Origin of the sequence: Niallia sp. 01092, from assembly GCF_052318935.1 — a bacterium.
Classification (GTDB): Bacteria; Bacillota; Bacilli; order Bacillales; family Cytobacillaceae; genus Niallia.
Window position 1 is genome coordinate 13,320 of record NZ_JBQRKO010000009.1, and the last position, 25,307, is coordinate 38,626.

Sequence of the window (25,307 nt, forward strand, 5' to 3'; positions counted from 1 at the left end):
AGAGTACCAATTTGTTGCTACTTTCCTTGGTGCTTTTTTTAAAAGATAAGAAAGCATAAGTTTTCTGAAGTCTGATGGGTGTCTAGCTCCAGCTCCCTATCGACTTCAACGCTTCCCTCACCTCGTCTACGATAAGTCAACATCGAATCGCTACGCTCTTCGTGTTTCCTTTATCTCACTGTAAGGTACACAATCTAAAACCGCCACGTCCTGTGGCAACGATTGTGTGATCCACATCCTGTGGAACTCACCTTTTTCTGTCGATGAGCAAGGGCGCTTGCGCTTTTCTTATTTTACAATTCCTAATTTCACTAAACTTTCAGCGATTTGAACAGAATTCCACGCAGCACCCTTTAATAAGTTATCAGAAACGATCCACATATGGAAACCATTCTCAGCATCTAAGTCTTTTCGGATGCGACCTACAAAAACATCATTTAAGCCAACACAATCTGCAGGCATTGGATAAATTTGATTTTCAGGTTCATCTTGTAAAACAACTCCTGGTGCTGCTGATAATAAATCTTTAATTTCTGAAACCGTAACATTTTCATCTTTTAATTCCACATATACAGATTCAGAGTGACCAGTTGCTACAGGTATACGTACACATGTTGCAGCTACTTTTAGCTCACCGTCATGCATAATTTTTTTTGTTTCATTAATCATTTTCATTTCTTCATAAGTAAAGCCATTGTCAGTAAAAACATCAATTTGTGGAACCGCATTAAAAGCAATTTGATAATGCTTTTTATCACTTTTTACTGGTAAAATTTTCGGCTCAAAGCTTTCCTTATTAATGATTGCCTGTGTTTGAGTGTTCAGCTCTTCAACTGCAGCAGCACCCGAACCAGAAACTGCTTGATAAGTAGAAACTAATACTTTTGAAAGGCCATATTTTTCTTTAAGCGGCTGTAGTGCCACAACCATTTGAATGGTAGAACAGTTTGGATTGGCAATAATTCCATTATGTTTAAATAAGTCTTCTTCATTTACTTCAGGAACTACTAATGGTACATTTTCATCCATACGGAAAGCGCTTGTGTTATCTACTACAATTGCTCCATGTTCCACTGCATGTGGTGCCAACTCTTTCGAAACGCTTCCACCTGCACTAAATAATGCGATATCTATTCCTTTAAAACTTTCTGGCTTCGCTTCTTGTACTGTGACTTCCTTACCTTTATAAGTAACCTTTGTCCCAGCTGAACGCTTAGAAGACAAAAGAGTTAATGTCGAAATTGGAAAATCTCTGCTTTCTAATGTTTTGATCATTTGTTGACCTACTGCTCCAGTTGCTCCTACTACTGCTACGTTAAATCCTTTTTTTTGCTCCATTTTAATAAGGCTCCCCTTCCAGGTGAAAAATTCTCTATATGATATAATATGACGGCGACATACTCGCCGCCATCATGAATATTATATATTTTAACATATTCAAGCCATAAGAACAGAACCTTTTTTTCTGAAACATCCAAAAAAGTGAGAAAAACCAGAAATCAAATGTTACAATTTTTTCGTTAATGTAGCTTCAGAGCTGTGCGATTCCGCTTTTCTTTGATCCAGCTCCAACGCCTAGCCCCTGTGAAAAATAACCTCATGCCTCTAAAAGTAAAAAAACACTTTTTGAGTCATGTGAACATTTTTCTTTGGGGCTGATCAAGGCGATTCCGCTTTTCTTATTAATCTTGAAATTTTTCAATAATAACAGGTTGGATTTGTTTGCTATCTAATGCATATTCAATTGTTTCTGAGAGCATCGACATTCTTGCTACCATCGAATTAGGTTTTTTAATTGGATCATCTTGGCCAAACGGAATAAAATAAATATTTTTTGTAGCCATTAACCGCATTAAGTTTACACCATTTAATCCAAGTGCATCATTAGTTGAAATCCCCAACACAACAGGTTTTTGATTGCGTAACGTTGCTTTTGCTGCCATCAACACTGCATTGTCTGTCATCGCATTTGCAAATTTACTCATGCTGTTTCCAGTTAAAGGTGCAATCACCATACAATCTAATGGGATTTTTGGTCCAAGCGGCTCTGCTTTTACGATTGTATCAATTGTCGCATTTCCTGTTATTTCTTCCACTTTGCTAATCCACTCTAACCCTTTTCCAAAACGAGTATCTGTGTTTTGCACATTTCCCGTTACAACTGGGACGACATCTGCTCCCAAGCCGACTAATTCCTCAATTTGTGGAAATACTTCTGCATACGTACAATGTGATGCAGAAATGCCAAACCCAATTCTTTTCTCTTTTAAGCTCATTCTGCCTACTCCTTTCCCTTTTGTAGCTCCTCTTGTATTAATTGCGAAAGTACTTCTGCAAGGATGTTTCCAGCTGTTTTAGGGGCAACTATACCAGGTAAACTAGGTGCTAAAAGAGCCTTCACGCCTCTTTTTTCTGCATAGTGAAAATCCGTTCCCCCTGGCTTTGAGGCAAGGTCGATAATCAACGTATTTAATGGCATTTTTTCAATAACAGAGGAGGTCACCACTAAATGTGGAATAGTGTTGATACACATATCAATATTTCCAACAGCTTCTTCTAAGTTCTCTAATAGCACAGGAGTTAATCCCATTTCAAAGATTCTTGCCAAATGATCACTTTGGTTCGCAGCTACAGCTACCTTCACTTTAGCACCTAGTGCATGAAACGTTCTGGCAACACTCATTCCTACACGTCCAAGTCCTAAAACGATCAGATTGGAACCATGAATGGTTGTATCTGTATGCTGTATTGCCATCATGATCGTACCCTCGACTGTTGGAATAGAATTAAGAATAGCTACATCGTCTCGATTAAATAACTGTACTAATGAGCGGTTTGCATTTGCTGTGATGCTATTTAAATATTGATTGGTAATGCCGGAATAAACGATGCAATGGGCTGGAGTTTTTTGTAACATTTTCTCTGTTAAAAAAACCTCTTCATTCGAAAAAATCGTATCTACCTGTCCGTCAAGGTCTGTTCCTTTTACAGGCAGAATAATAGCATCCACATTTGAAAAATCTACGCTTTCGATCTTTTCTTTCGTAGCACCAGTAAAGGCATGATCTAGTTGTTCAAAACCAATTAAAGAAAGTAATGCATGTTGCTCTGTTAATTTCCTTACAATTTCAAGCTGTCTCGCATCACCGCCGATAACAGCGACATTCACCCCTGTCAGCATCAATCATTTCACCTTCTTTTTATAAAAATCCACTAAAAATATGTGTTCAAAAAGGGAACAAATGAGAAGCTGGCCAACGAAGAGATTCGCCGCTTATCATTTAGTGACTTTTTGAATATTCTCTAATAACTAATTATTCATTACTTCAACATCTTATGTGATAACAGCCCTTTCGGTGAGTTGCTTTCGTTAATTTGCGGAAAAAACATAAAGGAATTTACTTTAAGGAAGGTAAAAGAGAGGATCTACTAAAACTAATCACTTTGAAAATCACCAAAGGAGGATAAAATTAGCGGGTAGAAAAATTCCCTTCTAATGGTCATTTTTTCTACATATTACATACGATTTTAACTATTATTTCGCATAATCATTTGGAGCGGAATTTCATTATGGATATGGGAAGAGTATCCAAAGGGGGATTAAAATGAAGATTAAACAAAAAAAGAGAGCTTCATAAGAATAGAAAAGCAATAAGCCAACTGTTATCATACCTTTAATTGCTTTTTCTCTTATGAAAAACTCTCATTCGTTTTTTTCAGGAATATCGATGATGATCATATCGTTTCCAATTTTTTTTATATGAGACCAGGGCACTCTTAATTCGCTGCCACTTCTTTTCAGACCAAACCATTTTAATGAAGGAATTAACAACGTTTTTATTTGTCCATCTTTTTCATTAATTTCTAAATCTGTTTGTCCTAAAACACCTAATCTAGCTGCATTTTTAACATCAACAATTTCTTTTCCACTAAGTTCACTTAATCTCATTGTTTTGTCTCCTTCTATAACATTCTTCATTTATCCTATTATTCGGAGCAGTTTTTTAGACTAGCTAGCAGTAGAATTTTTGTTGTTTTTAATTACTTGCTACTGTATAGATTTTGGCAGAATACCGTCTGGACTGATAAGAGAGACAGAAAACGTATCATTAAAAATTTGCTGCGCCATTTTATTAACAGCTTCTATTGAAACTTGATCAATCTGATTAACCATTTCGTCTAATGAACGATGTTTTCCTAACATCAATTCATTTTTCCCATTACGGCTCATTCGACTGTTCGTACTTTCAAGACTTAACATTAAACTTCCTTTTAATTGCTCTTTACTATTGATTAATTCTTTTGTTGTAATTCCATCTCTCTTTAAGTTTTCTAATGTTGTTTGTATAGTTTCATATAAATCATCTAATTGCTTTGCACCAGTACCGCCATAAATAGTAACAATTCCACTATCCTGAAATCCAGAATGATAAGAGAAAATGGAATAAGCAAGCCCTTTTTGTTCCCTTACGTCTTGAAACAGTCTGCTGCTCATACTTCCGCCTAAAATATTATTTAAAGTAATTAGGCTGTACATATCTTCATGACCAACTTTTAACCCTTCATATCCTAAACAAAGATGTGCTTGTTCTGTCTCTTTTTTTCTTGAAAGCTTGCTTACATGGAACTTCGGTTTATTGATTAAAAGTTCACTTTTTCCAGCTTCATAATGACCAAAATACTTTTCTACTTCCATTATAAAGGATTCAGATATATTGCCAGCAATAGAGATAACTACATTTTCAGGCGTATAATGCTCATGCATATACTGTCTTAATGTATCTCCATTAAAGGTTGCCAATGTTTTTTCAGTTCCTAAGATCGGATAACCTAATGGATGTCTTTCAAACACTGCTTGACTTAACAGATCATGAACGATATCGTCAGGTGTATCATCATACATTTTTATTTCTTCATACACAACATTTTTTTCTTTATTTAACTCTCCTTCTTCAAATATTGAGTTAAAAAACATATCTGCAAGCACTTCTAACGCAATATTACAGTGAGTGTCCAACACTTTCGCATAATAACAAGTATATTCTTTTGAAGTAAACGCATTTACTTGACCACCGATACTGTCAAAAGATTCTGCGATTTCTCTAGCATTTTTTGTTTTTGTTCCTTTAAATAACATATGCTCTAAAAAATGAGAAACACCATTATTTTTTTCATCCTCATTACGAGACCCTGTTCCAATCCATACACCAATTGCAACTGAACGAACGGTCGGTATATTTTCTAATACAATTCGAACTCCATTTTGGCAAGTATATCTCTTTATCATGAAGGTTCCTCCTGTTCTATTTGCCAATTATATAAGCTTATGCGATTGCTAGTATATCTTATTCCTATTATTTTTACCAATGTTTGGTTCGAAATGCCAATGTACACTAGTTGCTGCTGGCTGATTAAGAGCGCTACTAGTGTTTCCTGTACGCTGTAGATGGACAGTATCTAATTCGAGAAAACCACATTCTGCTAGGATGAAAAATAACTGCTATCACTGTATCTTATTTGGCAACTACTACATTTCTTTCTTCACTTAACATTTCAGATACGGTGTTAATTTCTAAACCTTTTGCTTGTATTTGTACGATTAAACTTTCTAATGCACTTGCTGTTGATGCGGTTGGATGCATTAAAATCATGGCCCCATTATGCACTTTTCCGACCACTCGATGGATCAACACATTTGGTGCTGGTTTTTGCCAATCGATCGTATCAATCGACCACATAAGCGTTCCTAATTTGTAATTATTCGCTATTTTGACTGTTTCCATATTATAACTTCCACTTGGTGGAGCAAACCAGGTTACTGCCTTACCAGTTGTTGCCTCTATCACTTCATTTGTTTTCGTAATTTCCTCTTTTATTTGCTCAGAACTGATTTTGCTCATATCAGGATGGGTATAAGAATGATTTCCGACTTCATTTCCTGCTTCCACGATCATTTTTGCTAAGTCAGGATTTTTCTGCGTCCATCTTCCTTCTAAAAAAAAGCTCGCTTTCACATGATGTTTTTTTAATATTGCTAACATATCCGGCAAATATTCATTTCCCCATGCAACATTAATAATAAAGCATACCATTTGTTTATTTGGATTTCCTTTGTAAATTGGGGATGGGGGCAAATCCTTTAAATGAACGGATGGTCTTATTTGTTTAAATACAAGGTTTTTTTTATTAAATTTTCCGGAATCTTTCATTTTATGATAAGATGCATCTACATTTACCTCTAATCCGTTTATACCTGGGATTGCTTTCCACACTGGGTCTAGTTTTGCATCCTCTGGTTCGATGCGAAAATCATCCGCTTTCTTGCTAATTTCTTCATATAGTTCATTTTTATTCGCACCAACTAGTACACTGTTACTTTTTAAACTAGCTACATATGTATTTGACAAAGGATTATTTACAATGATCCAAGAAACTAGTAATAAACCTATTAAAGGAATCGCTTTTTTCATACGTTCTCCCCCCTTTTTACATAATTATGTGCAAAAAGGACAAGGTAGAACGAAATTGAGGATTTACTGCCCGTCTCAGTATAGAAACTAGCTTGATTTCCCCTCAAAACATTGTATGTATGGAAAGAAGGATAAGTAATGGCAGACTCTAAAATAAATAAAGGCCGGGGCTCTGTCCCCATTTTCACAAAAAAGGGTGACTCTTATAGAAAGAATTTGTTCTACAGCAAGTTGCTGTAGTAATACAAGCTTCTTTAGAGTCATCCCTTTATTTCTTCATTTTTACATTATTTTTTTGCATCTTCCGCTTGTTCTTTTTGTTCACGTAAAACCGCTTTACGGGAAAGATTCACTCTGCCTTGTTTATCTATTTCTGTTACTTTTACCAGTATTTCATCACCAAGTGCAAGAACATCTTCAACTTTTCCTACTCTCTCTTCTGCTAGCTCAGAAATGTGTACAAGTCCGTCTTTGCCATTAAAGATTTCAACAAATGCACCGAATTTCTCAATTCTTTTTACTTTCCCAAGATACATTTGTCCTACAACTACTTCACGTACAATATCTTCAATGATTTGTTTCGCTTTTTTATTCATTTCATCATCTACAGATGAAATAAATACTGTTCCATCTTGTTCAATGTCAATTTTTACACCAGTTTCTTCAATAATTTTATTGATTTGTTTTCCGCTTGGTCCAATAACATCACGGATTTTATCAGGGTTAATTGACATCATTAATATTTTTGGTGCATAAGAAGACAATTCTTCTCTTGGTGTATTAATTGTTTTTAACATGGAATCTAAAATTTGCATGCGACCTATTTTAGCTTGTTGTAACGCTTCTTCGAGAATTTGTCTCGATAATCCTTCAATTTTAATATCCATTTGAAGAGCTGTTACACCTTTTTCTGTTCCTGCAACTTTAAAGTCCATATCGCCAAGGTGATCTTCCATTCCTTGAATATCTGTTAAAATACTATAGTATTCTCCAGATTTAATTAATCCCATTGCAATACCAGCAACAGGTGCTTTAATTGGAACCCCAGCATCCATCATCGCAAGTGTACTAGCACAAATACTAGCTTGTGAAGTAGATCCATTTGATTCTAACACTTCTGATACAAGACGAATCGTATATGGAAAATCTTTTTCAGAAGGAATAATTGGTTCTAACGCTCTTTCCCCAAGTGCGCCATGCCCTATTTCACGACGTCCTGGTCCACGCATTGGTCCTGTTTCTCCAACACTAAAGTTTGGAAAATTATAATGATGCATAAAACGTTTTTCTTCTTCTACACCAAGACCATCTAATATTTGAACATCACCTAATGCACCTAATGTACATATGCTCAACGCTTGCGTTTGACCACGAGTAAACAGACCTGATCCGTGTGTACGAGGCAATAAGTCTACTTCAGAGGAAAGTGGACGAATTTCTTCTAAACCACGTCCATCTGGTCTTACTTTATCTTCGGTAATAAGACGACGCACTTCATTTTTCACTAATTTATCCAATATTTGTTTTACTTGTTTTAACTCTTCCTCGTTTACTTCTTCTGCTTCATATTTTTCGATAACAGCATTTTTCACTTCTTTAATAGCAGCTTCTCTTGCGTGTTTTTCTTGCACTCTGATTGCATCTAGCATATCTTTTTCACATAACGCACGCACATCTGCTTCAATATCTGCATTCAGTTCATATAATTGAACTTCCATTTTCTCTTTGCCGATTTCTTCAACCACTTTTTCTTGGAAGGCAATTAATCGTTTAATTTCATCATGACCAAACATAATTGCTTCAAGCATTACTTCTTCAGGAACTTCGTCCGCTCCTGCTTCTACCATGTTAATCGCATCTTTTGTTCCAGCAACAGCTAAGTTGATATCACTTTTTTCCGCTTGCTCTACAGTTGGGTTAATGACAAATTCGCCACCAATTCGGCCTACAAAAACACCTGCAATTGGTCCGCCAAAAGGAATGTCTGATACGGATAGTGCTAAGGAAGATCCAAACATTGCCGCCATTTCTGTTGAACAATCTTGATCCACACTCATTACTAAGCTTACTACTTGTACTTCATTACGGAAACCGTCTGCGAATAGTGGGCGAATTGGTCTGTCAATTAAACGGCTTGCTAGAATAGCTCTTTCACTTGGTCTTCCTTCCCGTTTAATAAAGCCTCCTGGTATTTTCCCTACTGCATACAAACGCTCTTCGTAGTTAACTGTCAACGGGAAAAAATCTAAATTTTTCGGTTCTTTTGACGCAGTCGCAGTACTTAAAACAGCTGTATCACCGTACCTAACTAAAACTGCACCGTTTGCTTGTTTTGCTAATTGTCCTATCTCGACTGTAAGCTTCCTTCCAGCCCAGTCAATGGAATACACATGTTTCTCTTGTCCCATTCATAAACCCCTCTCTACTTTTTTCACTTGTTAGAGGTTTTGGTCTTATATAAAGTACTACCTAAACCTACTTAATTATGTTTCTAATTGTGACTTGCGCTTTTCTTTGTCTAGCTCCACCGCCTAGCCCTGAAGAAAAATAACCCTTCGCCTCTAAAAGTAAAAAGCACTTTTTGAGGCAAATGAACATTTTTCTTCAGGGCTAAACAAGGCGCTTGCGCTTTTCTTATAGTATACACATTTTGTGTTACTTAAAAACTAATTGCTATGTAATCTTTAAGTTATTTATCCTATATAAGGTTATTGTTATAGATTTATTGATAATTTTCCAGCACAATAAAAAAGCGGGAACAAGTATCCCGCTTTTTTAAACTATCTACGTAAACCAAGTTTGTTAATTAAAACACGGTAACGTTGAACGTCTTTATTACGTAGGTAAGTTAAAAGATTACGACGTTTACCTACCATTTTTAAAAGACCACGACGTGAGTGATGATCTTTTTTATGTGTACGTAAATGATCATTCAAATTGTTAATTGACTCCGTAAGGACAGCGATTTGAACTTCTGGAGATCCAGTATCGTTCTCATGCGTTTTGTACTCATTGATAAGTTCGTTTTTACGTTCTTGAGTGATTGCCATCCTGTTTCACCTCCTATATCCTATTACACTAATCCCCGTTTACCGAGCAAAACGTTGGTGATTCGATTTGCCAAGCAAAGGTTGTTTTTAGTACGTTTATAAGAATAACCTTTTTTTTAAAAAAAAGCAAGAAAATCCATTATACTTTTTTCGTAAATTAATAAATCTTCCTTTTTTTATAAAAGTGCCTATTTTATATTTTGCAAATCATATTCCTGTTAGTTTTTTTCGAAATATTCGATTGCTGTTTGTTTATCTTTTTCTATTTGGCTAACTAATTCTGCGATGCCATTGAATTTCTTTTCGCTTCTTATACGGAAGTGCCACTCCAGCTCGACTTTTTCACCATATATATCTTGATTAAACTGAAAGATATGTACTTCTACAGATTGAGTTGTTTTGTCTGGATGAAAGGTTGGTTTTGTCCCAACATTACACACTCCATTATACCAGCATTCATCCACCTTTATTCTCACCGCATATACTCCTTGTGGAGGCAGCAATAATACATTTTCACTGTCTATATTAGCAGTTGGAAACCCAATTGTCCTGCCCCGTTTATCTCCGTGAATAACGTATCCTTCGACCGTATAGTATCTTCCAAGCAAAGAAGGAATATATTCCATGTCGCCTTTTAATATATAGGAACGAATCAATGTAGAACTTACTTTTTCCCCATGGAAAGTTTCTTTATTTATAATAGTCGTTTGAAAACGCCCTCTTCCATGCTTTCTTAACGTTTCAGCTGTCCCTTCTGCCAATTTACCATATGTATAATCAAATCCAGCCACAACATGAACCACATTTAACCGTATTAAAAACTGATCGACAAAATCTTGAGGAAGAAGATTAGCAAACTCTTTTGTAAATGTAATAATAAATAAGTAGTCCATTCCGAGTTTTTTAATCTGTGCAACCTTTGTTTCATAGGATGAAATATGATCAACACGCCTAGAGTCATTCCCTAATACTACTGATGGATGTGGGTCAAATGTTAATACGCCACTTTTACATCCTTTTTTATCTGCGATTGCTTTCGCTTCTCCAATTACTTTCTGATGTCCTAAATGAACTCCATCAAAATAACCTAATGCCATAACTAATGGAGGAAAATTCTTATCGTTTAAATATTCAGCGTAATTCATTCTCACAACTTCCACTACATGACTCACCTTTTTCTAGCTATAAATAATTTTTATTTAGGATAATATTTTTTGTCCTTATTCTAGTACTTTTAATATTTTATTTGGTTTTATTTTTCCTGGTTTTGTCGGATGGTGGACATAAATTGCCAACGCTTCCCCTGATGTTGATTCCATTACAATTGGTTCCTCTATTGCAAGTAAAGAGGACGGGGTATCCAGTACACTTCCATTACGAACCTTCATTGCTAATGTATCATTTATTTGATATTTCGGCAAATAAGATACTGCGCCTTCTATCGGCAGCAAACTTCCTTGCAATGATCCGTCTGCCATTTTTTCTTCTATTTCAGCAAAGGTTAAACAATCTGTTTTTGTCATCGTCGCTGATCTTGTCCTAATTAGATCAGACATATGTGCTGGAAGTCCAAGTTTTTCGCCAATCATAACCGCAAGTGTTCGTATATACGTTCCTTTACTGCAATCAACCGTAAAACGGAAAGAAACTTGATCTCCTTTCAAGTTATCCCAATCTTCTAATAAGCGCAAGGAATAAATCGTCACTTCTCTTGTCGGCCTGTCCACTTCAATCCCTTTTCTTGCATATTCATATAAACGTTTTCCATTTACTTTTACGGCTGAGTACATTGGAGGCGTTTGTTTAATAACACCAGTAAGCGATTGAAAAACTCCTTCGACCATTTCTCTTGTAATCGTTTCTGTCACCTTTTGTTGCTGAACGATTTCACCAGAACTGTCTTCTGTTGTTGTGGAGTATCCTAATGTTACTTCTCCTTCATACGTTTTTCCTGCATCCGTTATATATTCTGCAACTTTTGTAGCTCTTCCTAAACAAATAGGAAGTACACCTGTTACATCCGGATCAAGCGTGCCAGTATGTCCAATTCGTTTCATACGAAGTATTTTCCGCAGCTTAAAAACACAATCATGTGATGTCATTCCTTTTGGTTTCCATAAAGGTAAAATCCCTTCCATTTTTATCACTCCTTTTTTATGTAAATAGGTTCTTTTATATTTTTTATCATACTTTTCACTTACAAACTCACATGGAGACAGATTCTAACTTAATCAAGGCAAAGTGAGCGAAGCGGATCTTTACTAATAGGAGTAAACCGCAACATACGGAGCACCATCTTTAGTGTTTTCCATAGGCTGTTTTCTCAAAGTTTGTTGTTTTTTACATAAAAAAACATTTGAAAAAGTGTTTCTTAGCAGCCTGAATACACGTAGACTCCTGTGGGAATGCGAGAAAGACGAGACCCCACAGGAGCGTATGCGACGAGGAGGCTCGACGCTCGCTAAACGGACGAAGTGTATTCAGGGTGCGAGTTTAAAAGCAACCATCTATACGAAAACAGCCTTTCCATATAAAAAGGGTGGCACCTCATATGTCATTCCCTTTTTCAATACGAAAAGAAGAGATATCCCTTCCTTTATTACTGATTTTTGGGAGTTTGACATAAAATGGAGCCACCCTCTTCTATCATCACATTACTTTTCTTCTGAATGATCGTCTTTTGCAATTTGATGAAGCAATGTGTCGATTCGATTTCCGTAATCAATCGATTCATCAAACTCAAAAGAAATTTCAGGAGTTTTGCGCAAGCGAATTCTCTGACCTATTTCAGAACGAATAAATCCTTTTGCTTTTGCAAGGCCTTTTAACGTATTTTCACGCTGTTCTTTATCTCCTAAAATGGAGATATAAACCGTTGCCTGTTGAAGATCTCCTGTAACATGTACATCTGTCACCGTTACGAACCCAATGCGAGGATCTTTAATCTTACGACTAATAATCTCACCAAGTTCTTTTTTCATTTGTTCTCCAACACGATTTGGTCTAAGGCTCATCTTATTTCACCTCATTTTATTAAAGCCATTCTACATCAGTGATTGTTCTCTCTATTTCTGGAAACGAGTCAATAAATGTCAATGCATGCTGTAATTCAACTTCCACCGATTTTTGTGCAGAAGCAACTGCTGCAATTGCTATTTTCGTTCGCTGCCATGTATTTTGAAAGTCAACTTCTGATACAGAAATATTATATTTTTGTTTTAAGCGGGTTGTCACTCTTTGAAGGACAGCCCGCTTCTCTTTTAATGAATGTGCATCATAAATGATACATTCAAAGGTCATTAGACCAACAATCATTTACGCTCAATTTCTTCCATGATATATGCTTCGATGATGTCGCCTTCTTTCACATCATTAAAGTTCTTAATCGTTATTCCACATTCGTATCCTTGACTTACTTCTTTAGCATCGTCTTTAAAACGTTTTAGTGCATCAATTTCGCCTTCGAAAATAACAACACCATCACGGATTAAGCGTATACCACTGTCTCTTGTAATTTTACCGTCAGTTACATAAGATCCAGCAATTGTACCAATTTTTGATACTTTAAATGTTTGACGAATTTCTGCTTGACCGATAATTTTTTCTTGGAATTCTGGATCAAGCATTCCTTTCATCGCTGATTCAATTTCTTCAATTACTTTATAAATAATGCGGTGTAAGCGTACATCTACTTCTTCTGCATCCGCAGCTCTTTTTGCATTTACATCAGGGCGGACGTTAAAGCCGATAACAATGGCGTTAGATGCAGCTGCTAGGGTAATATCTGATTCATTAATAGCACCAACTGCTGTATGAATAATTTTAACATTTACCCCTTCCACTTCAATTTTATAAAGTGCTGCAGCAAGAGCTTCCGCAGAACCTTGAACATCTGCTTTCAACACAATATTAAGGTCTTTCATTTCGCCTTGTTTCATGTGTTCAAATAAATTATCTAAACTGATTCTTGTTTTTTCAGATCTTTGCGCTTGAATTGCCTGTGAAGAACGTGCTTCCCCAATTTGTCTTGCTGTTTTTTCATCTTTAAATACAACAAAACGATCTCCTGCTTGTGGCACATCATTTAATCCAGTAATTTCAACAGGTGTTGATGGACCAACACTTTTTACTCGACGGCCTAAATCATTCACCATCGCACGAACACGACCAAATGTGTTTCCAACTACAATCGGATCCCCAATATTTAATGTTCCGTTTTGTACTAGAAGTGTTGCTACAGAACCTTTACCTTTATCAAGCTCTGCTTCAATAACTGTACCAACAGCATTTCGGTTCGGATTTGCTTTATATTCTTCTACTTCACTAACAAGTAAAATCATTTCAAGCAATGTATCAATTCCTTCACCTGAAAGTGCGGAAAGTGGAACGAAAATCGTATCTCCGCCCCATGCTTCTGGAACTAAACCATGCTCCGTTAATTCTTGCATTACACGATCTGGATTAGCAGTCGGTTTATCCATTTTATTTACTGCAACAATAATTGGAACTTCGGCAGCTTTTGCATGGTTAATTGCTTCAACAGTTTGCGGCATTACTCCATCATCTGCTGCTACAACTAAAATCGTGATATCCGTTATTTTCGCACCGCGCGCACGCATCGTAGTAAATGCAGCATGTCCTGGTGTATCTAAAAACGTGATCTTTTTCCCGTTTTCTTCAATTTGGTATGCACCAATATGCTGTGTAATCCCTCCTGCTTCACCAGCAGTTACTTTTGTATTACGAATGCTGTCAAGCAATGTTGTTTTCCCATGGTCAACATGTCCCATAATGGTAACAACAGAAGGACGCTCTACTAACTCTGCCTCTTCATCATCTTCAAAGTAAACTTCCAAGTCAGTTGTGTCAATTTTAATTTCTTCTTCTACTTCTACTCCGTAATCACTTGCAATTAACTCAATAGAATCTTTATCTAAATCTTGATTAATCGTTGCCATTACACCTAGTAAAAATAATTTTTTAATGATTTCAGACGGTTCACGATGTAATTTTTTTGCTAGCTCACCAACCGTTAAAGATTCACTAAAAGTAATTTTTTCTGGAAGCTCTTTTTCTTTTTTAGGAGCTGGTGGTGCTGCAGGAGTTTGATTTTGTTTCCCCTTGCGGTTGTTATTGCTGTTTTTATTATTATTGCGATTATTATTTTTTGTTTTATTAAATGGTTTATTTTCTTTAGTATTCTTCACAGAGTTGTTTAATTTCCCCTTTTCTACCATTACATCACTTTCTTCTTCATATCTATCTGCAATATTTTTAGAAGAAATATTTTGCGCTGGCTTATTTTGAGCATTATTTGTATTTTTATTATATTTATTATCCAATTTTTTTATTGCATCCTCTTCCAGTGTTGTCATATGATTAGAAACTTCAACGTTCATATCTTTTAATGTAGTAATTACATCTTTACTTGATAGGTTAAACTTTTTAGCGTATTCATAAACGCGCATTTTACTCATCATTTCACCCCCGCTAGAATTAATCGAGCAGCGTTAAAAGTTTTTTTGCAAATCCATTATCCAAAACAGCGACAACTACACGTGCCTCTTTGCCAATTGCTTGACCTAAAAGCTCCCTGTTTGGAACCGTTTTGACCGGCACGTGATAGAAATTACTCTTATCTATAATTTTTTTTGCCGTGTTTTCTGACGCATCTTCTGATAAAATAATAAGTTTTGCATTTCCGCTTCTAATTTCCTTAACGGTTAGTTCCTCACCAGAGGTAATTTTCCGTGCTCGATTTGCTAAGCCAAGTAATGACATCCATTTATCACCATTCATTTGGATTGTCTATTCTCCTTACCTATGATATCCAGCAACTCCTCGTATACGGTATCATCGATTGTTATTCCAAGTTGACTGGAAAGGATATTTTTTTTCTTGGCTAAAAGTACTGCGTCTTTATCCATTGAAAGATATGCTCCGCGGCCGGATTTCTTTCCTGTTAAATCTACAGAAACCTGTCCTTCCTTCGAGCGAACGATGCGAACTAGTTCTTTTTTAGGTTTCATTTCACCGGTAGCAACACATTTACGCATTGGAACTTTTTTCGGTTTGTTCACACACATTCACCTCAATCAATCTTGATCTTCATTATTTAAATGGAATTCTTCTTCATCCATTTCATCATCAAAAGTCAAAAGAGATTCTTCTGTTGGATAAATTCCTGCTTCTCTTGCTTCTGATTCTGATTTAATATCAATCTTCCAACCAGTTAATTTTGCAGCGAGGCGTGCATTTTGACCTCTTTTTCCAATTGCTAGGGATAATTGATAATCCGGCACGATAACAGTCGTTGCTTTCTCTTCCTCGTTTACCATTACTTCTAATACTTTTGATGGACTAAGTGCATTCGCAACAAAGACAGTTGGATCTTGGGACCATTTAACAATATCAATTTTTTCCCCTTTTAATTCATTCACAATGGTTTGAACACGTGTTCCTTTTGGTCCAACACATGAACCTACTGGATCCACTTCTTCATTATCTGAATGAACAGAGATTTTCGATCTGTCGCCTGCTTCACGAGCAACTGATTTAATCTCAACCGTTCCATCAAAAATTTCAGGAACTTCCATTTCAAATAATCGTTTCAAAAGGCCTGGATGTGTTCTAGAAACAAAGATTTGTGGACCTTTTGTTGTTTTTTCCACTTTTGTTATAAATACTTTAATGCGATCATGAGGTTTGTAATATTCATTTGGCATTTGTTCATTAGTTGGTAAAATAGCTTCGATTTTACCTAAGCTTACATAAATAAACTTGCTGTCTTGTCGTTGAACAATTCCTGTCATAATATCTTCTTCACGATCAATAAATTCAGAATAAATAATTCCTCTTTCTGCTTCGCGAACTCGTTGTGTAACGACTTGTTTCGCAGTTTGAGCGGCAATACGCCCAAAATCTTTTGGTGTAACTTCTAACTCTACTATATCTTCTACTTCGTAATTCGGATTGATTTTTTGTGCATCTTCTAATGAAATTTCAAGACGTGGATCAAAAACTTCGTCCACTACTTCTTTGCGAGCAAACACTCGCATCGTTCCAGATCCTAAATTTAAATCAATTCGAACATTTTGCGCTTGATTAAAGTTGCGGCGATATGCCGATACAAGGGCTGCTTCAATCGCATCGATGATGACATCACGAGAAATCCCTTTTTCTTTTTCAAGCAATACAAGAGCATCAACTAATTCACTGCTCATGAGATTGTATCCCCCTTTAATCTCTAAAAAATATGAAGTGAAATACTATGATCATCCTTAAATAAGTTGATAAACATCTTCTTTTCCATTTTCTCAACTTATTTACTTTCTAGTGGATAGACACAGCCACTTTAATACAATTTACGAAAAAGTTACAGCCAAACGAGCTTTTGCAACTTTATCATACGGAATTTGCACCGTTTTCTTTCTCGTTTTTACTTTGATCTCTATAGATAAACTCACTCCATCAAAGCTTAAAAGAGTTCCTTCAAACGCCTTTTCATTATCAATCGGTTCGTATGTTTTTACCAAAACATTTTTCCCAATCGCTTTTTCAAAATCTTTGTCTTTTTTCAGTGGTCTTTCTGCTCCTGGTGAGGATACTTCAAGAAAATAGTTTTCAGTAATCGGATCTACTTCATCCAGCTTTTCACTCAACTTTTCACTAACGGCTGCACATTCATCTATATCAACACCAGTATCTTTATCAATATACACGCGCAAAAACCAGTTAGGACCTTCTTTTACATACTCAATATCCACTAACTCTAATTGTAGATCTTCTAGGATTGGATGTACCATTTCTTCTACTAATGCAGTTACTTTGCTCAACTTTTTCCCTCCTTAAGCAAGGAACATATAATCCTTTCGGTAAGTAAGCAACCTAATGAATAGGAAGCAAAATCAAACATATGTAGAATTGTTGCTAACAAATGATGCTTGTTTTCCTATCCACTCCTCATGCTGCCTGTTAGGTAAGAAAAGCGCAAGTGCCTTGCTAAGCCCCGAAGAAAAATGTTTTCATGACTCAAAAAGTATTTTTTTACTTTTAGAGACAAGGTTATCTTTCACAGGGGCTGGGCGCTGGAGCCAGACATTCGTCTAAATTGAAAATTTTTATACTTTCTTACCTTATAAAAAAGACATACACAATACGAAAGAGTGGGTTTCCCCACTCTCTTTTTGCGAAAGTTATCCTTAGTATTTCCAAATAAACTATACCATATCCAATTATTTTATGCAAATGAAAGTGCGTTGTTACAAGGTTTCCCGGCTTTTTCCACCGTAAAAAAACCTAAGAATTCTAAAATAAGGACAGCTGGTTTTGATCTGGCATCCCACCTAAGCACCCGTGGTTATCAAGATACTCCATAATAGTCTTAGACACTTTTCCACGCTGCTGCAAATCTTCTTTCGATAAAAATTCTCCGTCTTTTCTAGAACGGACAATATTTAACGCCGCATTAGTACCTAAGCCTGGAATACTATTAAATGGCGGAATTAACGTATTGCCCTCAATAATAAATTCAGTTGCACTCGATTTATATAAATCAACCTTTGTAAACGAAAATCCTCGTTCTACCATTTCATAAGCAAGTTCCATAACCGTTAATAAGTTCTTCTCTTTTGTAGAAGCATCGAGCCCTTTGCCGCTGATTTCATCAATTACTGCTTTAATGCTTTGAGACCCTTTTACCATCGCATCTACATCAAAATCTTCCGCACGAACAGTAAAATATGCAGCATAATAAAGCAATGGATGATGCACTTTAAAATAAGCAATACGCACTGCCATAAGAACATACGCTGCAGCATGCGCCTTGGGAAACATGTATTTTATCTTTTTACATGAATCTATATACCACTCAGGCACTTCGTTTTTGCGCATTTCTTCTTCCATATCATCAGATAAACCTTTTCCTTTACGCACGCTTTCCATAATTTTAAAAGCAAAAGAAGGTTCTAACCCTTGATAGATTAAATACACCATAATATCATCACGACAGCCAATAACTTCACTTAAGTTGCATATATTATTATGAATCAGTTCTTGTGCATTGCCTAACCAAACATCCGTTCCGTGGGACAGACCGGAGATTTGCACCAATTCAGAAAAAGTTGTCGGTTTCGTATCTTCTAACATTTGACGTACAAATTTTGTTCCGAATTCCGGTATACCCAAAGTACCTGTTTTACAATTAATTTGTTCCACAGTAACACCAAGCGACTCTGTTCCGCTGAAAATTTTCATTACTTCTGGATCATCAGTTGGAATGGTTTTTGGATCAATCCCGCTAAGATCCTGCAGCATTCTAATTACAGTCGGATCATCATGTCCTAGAATATCTAATTTTAATACGTTATCATGGATGGAATGGAAATCAAAATGAGTTGTTTTCCATTCTGAGTTTCGATCGTCTGCCGGAAACTGAATTGGCGTGAAATCATAAACATCCATATAATCAGGAATAACGATAATTCCACCTGGATGCTGTCCTGTTGTTCTTTTTACCCCAGTACAGCCCGATGCCAAACGATCGATTTCAGCACCTCTTATTTGTAAATTATTATCCTGCTGATACGCTTTTACATACCCGTATGCCGTTTTATCTGCAACCGTTCCAATCGTACCAGCACGGTATACATACTCTTCACCAAATAACACTTTTGTATAATTATGAGCATTCGGTTGGTATTCTCCGGAAAAATATGACAATAGGTAAGCCTTTGACGTTATCTTCAGCTTTTCCCCTGCCCCACACCGTACGTGACCCTTTCAGTGTCATACGGCGCTCCATCGTCTTTCCATTTACGATAAATTAAACAACTAACGCTTGGAATCCTACAACCTTGCGTAGTTTATACAGTTTCTTTAATGATTTGGCGTCTAATGTAGAGACATGATAATTTCCTAGAACATTGAAGTATTCATTATTTCTTAGCTTTTAGAACCATTAAGTCAGCCAACTAATCACCTCCAAAAAGGTTTTCGTTTCTATTTAGTCATACGAGAATACTGACTTGTGTAGGATTTGTATCGTAAAAGACGACTCAAGCCCTTCCCTCAGAATTGTTTTTCCCTTAAACCTATTCGATATATTCGGTTGTCATCGGCAATTCCTACAAATGGTACTACGGCTTTACTGCCACTTCAATAAATCTTCATTATACTCAGATGAGCTTTTTGAAGAACGACTTTCAAACGATGTGTAATCACCTTAAGTCTCCGAAGCTTCCCACGTTCCATTAACTCTATCTATTCATTACTTCCGTAGGTTTCCTCTAAACTCCGTCTAGCTTGATAGCTCCTATAAAACTATATGGACTTTCATAACCTAACGTTTACTTATCCACACTAGAATATCCAATTAGGACCCCTAAGCATTTCTACTTAGTGACATTCACGAAGAGTCAGTCGAGGATTCGTCCAGATAACTCTAACCATTCTAACCATAGAAGTCTTATAGACACCCGGCCTATCATTTACAACCCTACTCGGTCTTTCCTCACCATTATGTGCTAGGGTAAACTTCAGCCGACTTTAGCGGGCTCCAAACAATTTCAGCTATTTACATTGCATCCATTGCTTGCCGCAGTTTCAGTGAGTGTGTTTCAAGGCGTTACTCAATCATTCCACACTTCAAGTTAACAGTTCTCCTAGTATTAAACTAGTGGCTAATCTTTTCAATTAGCAACGTGGCGCACTCAAATCAATATCCGGTACCTTATCCCCTTTAAATCCTAAGAATGTTTCAAAGGGGATATCGTGTCCATCTTTTTTGTAGCGTATTCCGCAATTTGGACAGTCTTTATCGGGCAAATCAAATCCTGAACCGACAGAGCCGTCATTAAAAAATTCAGACTGTTTGCATTCAGTGCAGACATAATGCGGCGGCAGTGGATTTACCTCCGTTATTTCTGTCATTGTTGCAACAAAGGAAGAACCAACGGAACCACGGGAACCAACAAGATAACCGTCATCAAGTGATTTTTTTACGAGTTTATGTGAGATTAAATAAATAACAGCAAACCCGTGGCCGATAATGCTTTTTAATTCTTTTTCCAGTCTTGCTTCTACAATTTCCGGAAGGTTTTCTCCATAGATTTTCCGAGCCATCCCGTAGCTCATCTCACGCATTTCTTCATCTGCGCCTTCAATTTTCGGTGTATACAAATCATCTTTGATCGGCTTAATAACATCAATCATATCAGCAATTTTATTCGTGTTTGTGACGACTATTTCTTTTGCTTTGTCTTCTCCTAGAAAGCGGAAGCAGTCGAGCATTTCGTTTGTTGTCCGAAAATGAACATCCGGAAGTTTATGTCTGTTAAGCGGATTGGCTCCACCTTGTGACCCTACTAAAATTTCTCGATAAATTTTATCATTTGGATTAACATAATGAACATTTCCTGTCGCTGCAACCGGTATTTCTAATTTTTCGCCTAATTGAACAATATTCGTGATAATTTCTTCTAATGCTTTATTATCCTGAACAAGTTCCATTTCAATTAAATGGGCATAAACTTCTTTCGGCATCACTTCTATATAATCATAAAATGGGGCAATGTCTTCTACTTCCTCCGGCGCTTTTTGCATCATCGCTTCAAAGACTTCCCCTTTATCGCATGCAGAGCCAATTAACAGTCCTTCACGATATTTTTGCAGAACAGACCTTGGAATTCGTGGTACACGATAAAAATAGTTAATATGGGCAATCGATACTAATTTAAAAAGATTTTTTAAGCCCGTTTCATTTTGAGCAAGCACAGTACAATGATAAGGACGTGCCCGTTGATAGGAGTTTCCCTGCCCCATATTATCATTTAATTGATTATGATTCGTAATCCCTTTTTCTTCCGCATCTTTTAACATTTTTAATACTAAATAACCAGTTGCTTCTGCATCATATATCGCACGGTGATGCTGTGTGAGTTCAATATCAAATTTTTTCGCCAATGTATTTAAGCGGTGATTCTTTAATTCTGGATACAAAAATCTCCCTAACTCTAATGTATCTATTACTGGATTGGTTGATTTCGCCATTCCTGCTTTTTGGTAGCCTACATTAATAAATCCCACATCAAAGGATGCGTTATGGGCAACAAGAATGCTGTCTCCTGTCCATTCAGCAAACTTGCGAAGCACAATATCAATTTCTGGAGCATCCTGTACCATATCATCGGTAATGCCAGTTAAATTTATCGTTGTTGCAGATAAGCGGTGATGTGGGTTGGCAAATGATTCAAACCGATCAATAATTTCGCCATTATGAATTTTTACTGCTGCAAGTTCAATAATCGTATTATAAACAGCTGAAAGACCGGTTGTTTCGACGTCGAAAACAACATATGTTGCATCCTGCAAAGGAATGTTCTGCTCATTGTAGGCAATTGGAACTCCATCATCTACTAAATTAATTTCCACACCATACAATATTTTTATATCATTTTTTTTCCCAGCGCCAAATGCTTCGGGAAAACTTTGGGCAACAGCATGATCTGTGATGGCAATTGCTTTATGACCCCATTTCTTCGCTTGTGCGACAAGGTTGCCAACAGAAGATACTGCATCCATTTGGCTCATCGGTGTATGCAGATGCAATTCCACCCTTTTTTCCTCATCTTTAGATGTATCTTGTCTTTCAATCGCTCTAATCTCATTTAAGTCATTGCCGATCATCACTAAATCACGAACAAATGTGTCATTTTGAATACTGCCGCGAGCTCTTAGCCACATTCCCTTTTTAACCAATTGGAAAAGGGCAGCATCTTCTTTGTCCCGAGAAAACATTTTTACTAAGATAGAGCTTGTATAATCCGTGATTTTAAAGGTTAATAGCGTTCTTCCACTGCGCAGCTCTTTTGTTTCAGCATGGAATACATATCCTTCGACCGTAATCCGTCTTTCCTCATCAATAATTTCCTCAATCTTGCGATAGTCGCTGTCATCTTTAATGGTCAGCCCGATTGTAAGCGGCCCTGCTGGAATATTTCCATCATTTGCTTCTTTTTCAGCTTCCATTTTCTGAATATCAAGAAGTGCTTGTTTGCCTCTTTCCTGGTCTTCTAATTGCTTCGCTTGTAAAAATTGTTCATATTCAGCATTGGAAGCCTCTTGTTGAATTTCTGTTTCTAAAACAAAAGGAGGAAAACCGAAATACTGATACGAATCGGTAATCATTTGTGCATATTTTCTTTTTATCGCAATTCCTTCCATATCATTACGAACAGAAATCGTTAATTTATTTCCTTGTATTTTAGGAAACTGTTCACTTAATAATTTTATAAGTGGAGGAGATATTCCTTGCATTTGTTCAATACAAGCATACCAATAATCGTTTATCAGCATATCTGTTGCCAATGCATGTTGAACATTTATTGAAAAGGTGACGGTGGCAATATGGGAAAAACTGCTGATCAGTTTTTTTGTAAAAAGTTGATACACTTGAAATGGAAGAATGTTGTCAAATAGAAAATGAAAATGCCATTTTTTCGCACGTTTTTCAATCACAATTTTGTCTATCTTCGCATGATGAAAATGGGAAACGATTTGGTCATCTGTTAATTGAAGCTGCTGCAGCAATAGTTGAAACCTATCGATTTTCCCTTGTATATCGCTCATTTTCCCTCTCCTTTCATACTCATTTTTCACTTATCTTCACTGCTCCTAATAGGAAGCAGCATAGAAATAATTATAGCATATTACCCTATGAATCTTGTTTACACATTTAAAACACAAAACTCTACTTTACCATACTATAAGTGACTGCACTACTGCCATTTATTAACAGCAAGCTTTCTTCATTTCTATCTTGACAGAAGGCTGTTTCGTATAGATTGTTGCTTTTAAACTCGCAGCCCGAATACACTTCGTCCGTTTAGCGAGCGTCGAGACTCCTCGTCGCATACGCTCTGCTTAAGTCTCGTCTTTCTCGCATTCCCACAGGAGTCTACGTGTATTCAGTCTGCTGAGTACTTCTTCTCTCATTTTTTTACGTAAAAAACAACAAACTTTGAGAAAACAGCCTGACAGAAAAAAGGGTGATGCGATATTGATATGGCATCACCCTTTTTATTTTATTGGTTTAATAGATTCGAAATTGTCTCAAGTAATTCGTTTTCATGTACTTCTAGCACTTCGCCAGTACTTCTCACTTTTACTTCTACAATACCTTCTGAAGCTTTTTTCCCTACTGTAACTCTGACAGGAAGTCCCATTAAATCCGAATCAGCAAATTTAACACCTGGTCGTTCTGTACGGTCGTCTAATAATACATCCAAACCATTTGCTTTCAGTTGTTGATATAATTTATCTGCTAATGTATTTTGAGCAGCGTCCTTTGTATTAACAGGTATTACATGAACATCAAATGGCGCCATATGAGTTGGCCACACAATCCCTTTATCATCATTAAACTGTTCGACGATAGCTGCCATCGTTCTGGAAACACCGATTCCATAGCAGCCCATAATAATTGGCTGTGTACGTCCATTCTCATCTAAATACGTAGCACCCATCGCTTCACTGTAACGTGTTCCTAATTTGAAAACATGGCCAACTTCAATTCCTTTTGCAAAAGCAATTGTTCCTTTTCCGTCTGGTGATATATCTCCTTCTTGAATAAAGCGAAGATCCGCATATTGACTGACAGAAAAATCACGATCAGGATTCACATTCGTATAATGGAAATCCTCTTCGTTTGCACCACATACACCGTTCACAATAGATTTTACTGCATGATCTGCAATTATTTCTACATCTTGTACGCCAATCGGTCCAAGTGAACCAACACTGCAGCCTAATATATTTACCGTTTGTGATGCATCCGCTAACTCTACAACATCTGCATCTAATAAGTTTTTCACTTTAATGTCGTTTACTTCATGATCTCCTCGAACTAAAACTAATACATATTTATCATCTACTTTAAATAATAAAGACTTAATGCATTGATCAGCAGTAGTATTTAAAAAAGAAGAAACTTGATCGATTGTTTTTTGATTTTCCGTTTTTACTTTTTCTAAATCATTAAGTGGCTTGTCCGCTTTTTCATAAGTTGTAACAACTGAAGCCATTTCGATATTTGCTGCATAATTAGATTCTGTTGAATATGCAATTGTGTCTTCGCCAATATCTGATAATACCATAAATTCATGTGTATCTTTTCCGCCTATTGCTCCGCTGTCAGCAATCACTGCACGATAGTTTAAACCACAGCGTTCGAACACATTGCAATATGCTTGGAATATTGCATCATACGCTTCTCCTAAGCTTTCATGTGAGGAATGGAATGAATAAGCATCCTTCATAATAAATTCACGACCGCGCAATATTCCAAATCTTGGTCTTTTTTCATCCCTGAATTTTGTTTGGATTTGGTAAAGGGTTAATGGCAATCGTTTATATGACTTTACTTCATCACGCACTAAACTTGTAATGACTTCCTCATGTGTTGGACCTAATGCAAACTCGCGGCCATGTCGGTCGTTTATACGCATTAATTCTGGCCCGTATGTATACCATCTTCCAGATTCTTGCCATAGTTCTGCTTGCTGCATGGCAGGCATTAATAGTTCAACTCCACCAGCTGCATCCATTTCTTCTCTAATAATTTGTTCAATTTTTTTAATTACCTTATTTGCTAATGGCAAATAAGAATATATGCCACTTGCGTTTTGGCGAATATAGCCAGCACGCAAAAGTAGCTGATGACTTTTTATTTCTGCATCTGCAGGCACTTCTCTTAAAGTTGGTATTAACATTTTACTTTGCTTCATGTATT

18 protein-coding genes and 2 pseudogenes are annotated in these 25,307 nt (G+C 36.5%); all 20 read right to left on the minus strand.

From position 1 onward, the window contains the following. Positions 1-288: 288 nt before the first annotated feature. Positions 289-1,338, minus strand: coding sequence for an aspartate-semialdehyde dehydrogenase (gene asd, locus ACTXGU_RS09915; RefSeq protein ID WP_443481357.1), 1,050 nt, complete (start codon positions 1,336-1,338; stop codon positions 289-291). A gap of 344 nt (positions 1,339-1,682) precedes the next feature. Beyond that, on the minus strand, positions 1,683-2,276 hold the full coding sequence (gene dpaB, locus ACTXGU_RS09920) for a dipicolinate synthase subunit B (protein ID WP_443481358.1): 594 nt from the start codon (positions 2,274-2,276) through the stop codon (positions 1,683-1,685). 5 nt (positions 2,277-2,281) lie between these two features. After that, on the minus strand, positions 2,282-3,181 hold the full coding sequence (gene dpaA, locus ACTXGU_RS09925) for a dipicolinic acid synthetase subunit A (protein ID WP_443481359.1): 900 nt from the start codon (positions 3,179-3,181) through the stop codon (positions 2,282-2,284). 522 nt (positions 3,182-3,703) lie between these two features. Further along, positions 3,704-3,949: a YlmC/YmxH family sporulation protein gene (locus tag ACTXGU_RS09930; protein WP_443481360.1), complete on the minus strand. Its 246-nt coding sequence runs from the start codon at positions 3,947-3,949 to the stop codon at positions 3,704-3,706. A gap of 99 nt (positions 3,950-4,048) precedes the next feature. Next, the gene (locus ACTXGU_RS09935; protein WP_443481361.1) at positions 4,049-5,287 is read right to left on the minus strand and encodes a M16 family metallopeptidase; all 1,239 of its coding nucleotides are present in this window, start codon (positions 5,285-5,287) and stop codon (positions 4,049-4,051) included. A 226-nt stretch (positions 5,288-5,513) separates the two neighbouring features. Next, positions 5,514-6,470, minus strand: a complete 957-nt coding sequence (locus ACTXGU_RS09940; RefSeq protein WP_443481362.1) for a polysaccharide deacetylase family protein — start codon at positions 6,468-6,470, stop codon at positions 5,514-5,516. Positions 6,471-6,757: 287 nt separating this feature from the next. Then, entirely contained in the window at positions 6,758-8,878 is a 2,121-nt protein-coding gene (pnp, locus tag ACTXGU_RS09945; protein ID WP_443481363.1) for a polyribonucleotide nucleotidyltransferase, read from the minus strand. Between the two features lie 372 nt (positions 8,879-9,250). Further along, positions 9,251-9,520: a 30S ribosomal protein S15 gene (rpsO, locus tag ACTXGU_RS09950; RefSeq protein ID WP_443481364.1), complete on the minus strand. Its 270-nt coding sequence runs from the start codon at positions 9,518-9,520 to the stop codon at positions 9,251-9,253. Between the two features lie 218 nt (positions 9,521-9,738). Continuing rightward, positions 9,739-10,680 carry a bifunctional riboflavin kinase/FAD synthetase gene (gene ribF / locus ACTXGU_RS09955; RefSeq protein ID WP_443481365.1) on the minus strand — a complete coding sequence of 314 codons (942 nt, stop codon included), beginning with the start codon at positions 10,678-10,680 and terminating at the stop codon, positions 9,739-9,741. A gap of 60 nt (positions 10,681-10,740) precedes the next feature. Continuing rightward, entirely contained in the window at positions 10,741-11,658 is a 918-nt protein-coding gene (truB, locus tag ACTXGU_RS09960) for a tRNA pseudouridine(55) synthase TruB (RefSeq protein WP_443481366.1), read from the minus strand. Between the two features lie 516 nt (positions 11,659-12,174). After that, entirely contained in the window at positions 12,175-12,534 is a 360-nt protein-coding gene (rbfA, locus tag ACTXGU_RS09965; protein WP_443481367.1) for a 30S ribosome-binding factor RbfA, read from the minus strand. A gap of 19 nt (positions 12,535-12,553) precedes the next feature. Beyond that, complete coding sequence (locus ACTXGU_RS09970) at positions 12,554-12,835, minus strand: DUF503 domain-containing protein (RefSeq protein WP_443481368.1); 282 nt, start codon at positions 12,833-12,835, stop codon at positions 12,554-12,556. Next, the gene (gene infB, locus ACTXGU_RS09975; RefSeq protein ID WP_443481369.1) at positions 12,832-14,997 is read right to left on the minus strand and encodes a translation initiation factor IF-2; all 2,166 of its coding nucleotides are present in this window, start codon (positions 14,995-14,997) and stop codon (positions 12,832-12,834) included. The genes ACTXGU_RS09970 and infB overlap by 4 nt, the downstream gene beginning before the upstream one ends. A gap of 19 nt (positions 14,998-15,016) precedes the next feature. Beyond that, the gene (locus ACTXGU_RS09980; RefSeq protein WP_443481370.1) at positions 15,017-15,319 is read right to left on the minus strand and encodes a YlxQ family RNA-binding protein; all 303 of its coding nucleotides are present in this window, start codon (positions 15,317-15,319) and stop codon (positions 15,017-15,019) included. Beyond that, positions 15,316-15,600 carry an RNase P modulator RnpM gene (gene rnpM / locus ACTXGU_RS09985; RefSeq protein ID WP_443481371.1) on the minus strand — a complete coding sequence of 95 codons (285 nt, stop codon included), beginning with the start codon at positions 15,598-15,600 and terminating at the stop codon, positions 15,316-15,318. Before rnpM ends, ACTXGU_RS09980 begins: the two co-directional genes overlap by 4 nt. Positions 15,601-15,615: 15 nt before the next feature. Continuing rightward, a complete protein-coding gene (gene nusA / locus ACTXGU_RS09990; protein ID WP_443481372.1) occupies positions 15,616-16,743 on the minus strand; it encodes a transcription termination factor NusA in 1,128 nt (375 codons plus the stop codon). 141 nt (positions 16,744-16,884) lie between these two features. Continuing rightward, the gene (gene rimP, locus ACTXGU_RS09995; RefSeq protein WP_443481373.1) at positions 16,885-17,355 is read right to left on the minus strand and encodes a ribosome maturation factor RimP; all 471 of its coding nucleotides are present in this window, start codon (positions 17,353-17,355) and stop codon (positions 16,885-16,887) included. 472 nt (positions 17,356-17,827) lie between these two features. Next, a pseudogene (locus ACTXGU_RS10000) lies at positions 17,828-19,231 on the minus strand (PolC-type DNA polymerase III); the annotation flags it as partial. 996 nt (positions 19,232-20,227) lie between these two features. Further along, positions 20,228-23,146 (minus strand): annotated as a pseudogene (locus tag ACTXGU_RS10005) (PolC-type DNA polymerase III); the annotation flags it as partial. A 455-nt stretch (positions 23,147-23,601) separates the two neighbouring features. Then, a complete protein-coding gene (locus ACTXGU_RS10010; protein WP_443481374.1) occupies positions 23,602-25,302 on the minus strand; it encodes a proline--tRNA ligase in 1,701 nt (566 codons plus the stop codon). Between the last annotated feature and the right edge of the window lie 5 nt (positions 25,303-25,307).

Coding starts and splice junctions, on each gene's coding strand:
- asd (WP_443481357.1), bottom strand. CDS start 1,338: ATGGAGCAAAAAAAAGGATTTAACGTAGCAGTAGTAGGAGCAACTGGA.
- dpaB (WP_443481358.1), bottom strand. CDS start 2,276: ATGAGCTTAAAAGAGAAAAGAATTGGGTTTGGCATTTCTGCATCACAT.
- dpaA (WP_443481359.1), bottom strand. CDS start 3,181: ATGCTGACAGGGGTGAATGTCGCTGTTATCGGCGGTGATGCGAGACAG.
- ACTXGU_RS09930 (WP_443481360.1), bottom strand. CDS start 3,949: ATGAGATTAAGTGAACTTAGTGGAAAAGAAATTGTTGATGTTAAAAAT.
- ACTXGU_RS09935 (WP_443481361.1), bottom strand. CDS start 5,287: ATGATAAAGAGATATACTTGCCAAAATGGAGTTCGAATTGTATTAGAA.
- ACTXGU_RS09940 (WP_443481362.1), bottom strand. CDS start 6,470: ATGAAAAAAGCGATTCCTTTAATAGGTTTATTACTAGTTTCTTGGATC.
- pnp (WP_443481363.1), bottom strand. CDS start 8,878: ATGGGACAAGAGAAACATGTGTATTCCATTGACTGGGCTGGAAGGAAG.
- rpsO (WP_443481364.1), bottom strand. CDS start 9,520: ATGGCAATCACTCAAGAACGTAAAAACGAACTTATCAATGAGTACAAA.
- truB (WP_443481366.1), bottom strand. CDS start 11,658: ATGGAAGGGATTTTACCTTTATGGAAACCAAAAGGAATGACATCACAT.
- rbfA (WP_443481367.1), bottom strand. CDS start 12,534: ATGAGCCTTAGACCAAATCGTGTTGGAGAACAAATGAAAAAAGAACTT.
- ACTXGU_RS09970 (WP_443481368.1), bottom strand. CDS start 12,835: ATGATTGTTGGTCTAATGACCTTTGAATGTATCATTTATGATGCACAT.
- infB (WP_443481369.1), bottom strand. CDS start 14,997: ATGAGTAAAATGCGCGTTTATGAATACGCTAAAAAGTTTAACCTATCA.
- ACTXGU_RS09980 (WP_443481370.1), bottom strand. CDS start 15,319: ATGAATGGTGATAAATGGATGTCATTACTTGGCTTAGCAAATCGAGCA.
- nusA (WP_443481372.1), bottom strand. CDS start 16,743: ATGAGCAGTGAATTAGTTGATGCTCTTGTATTGCTTGAAAAAGAAAAA.
- ACTXGU_RS10010 (WP_443481374.1), bottom strand. CDS start 25,302: ATGAAGCAAAGTAAAATGTTAATACCAACTTTAAGAGAAGTGCCTGCA.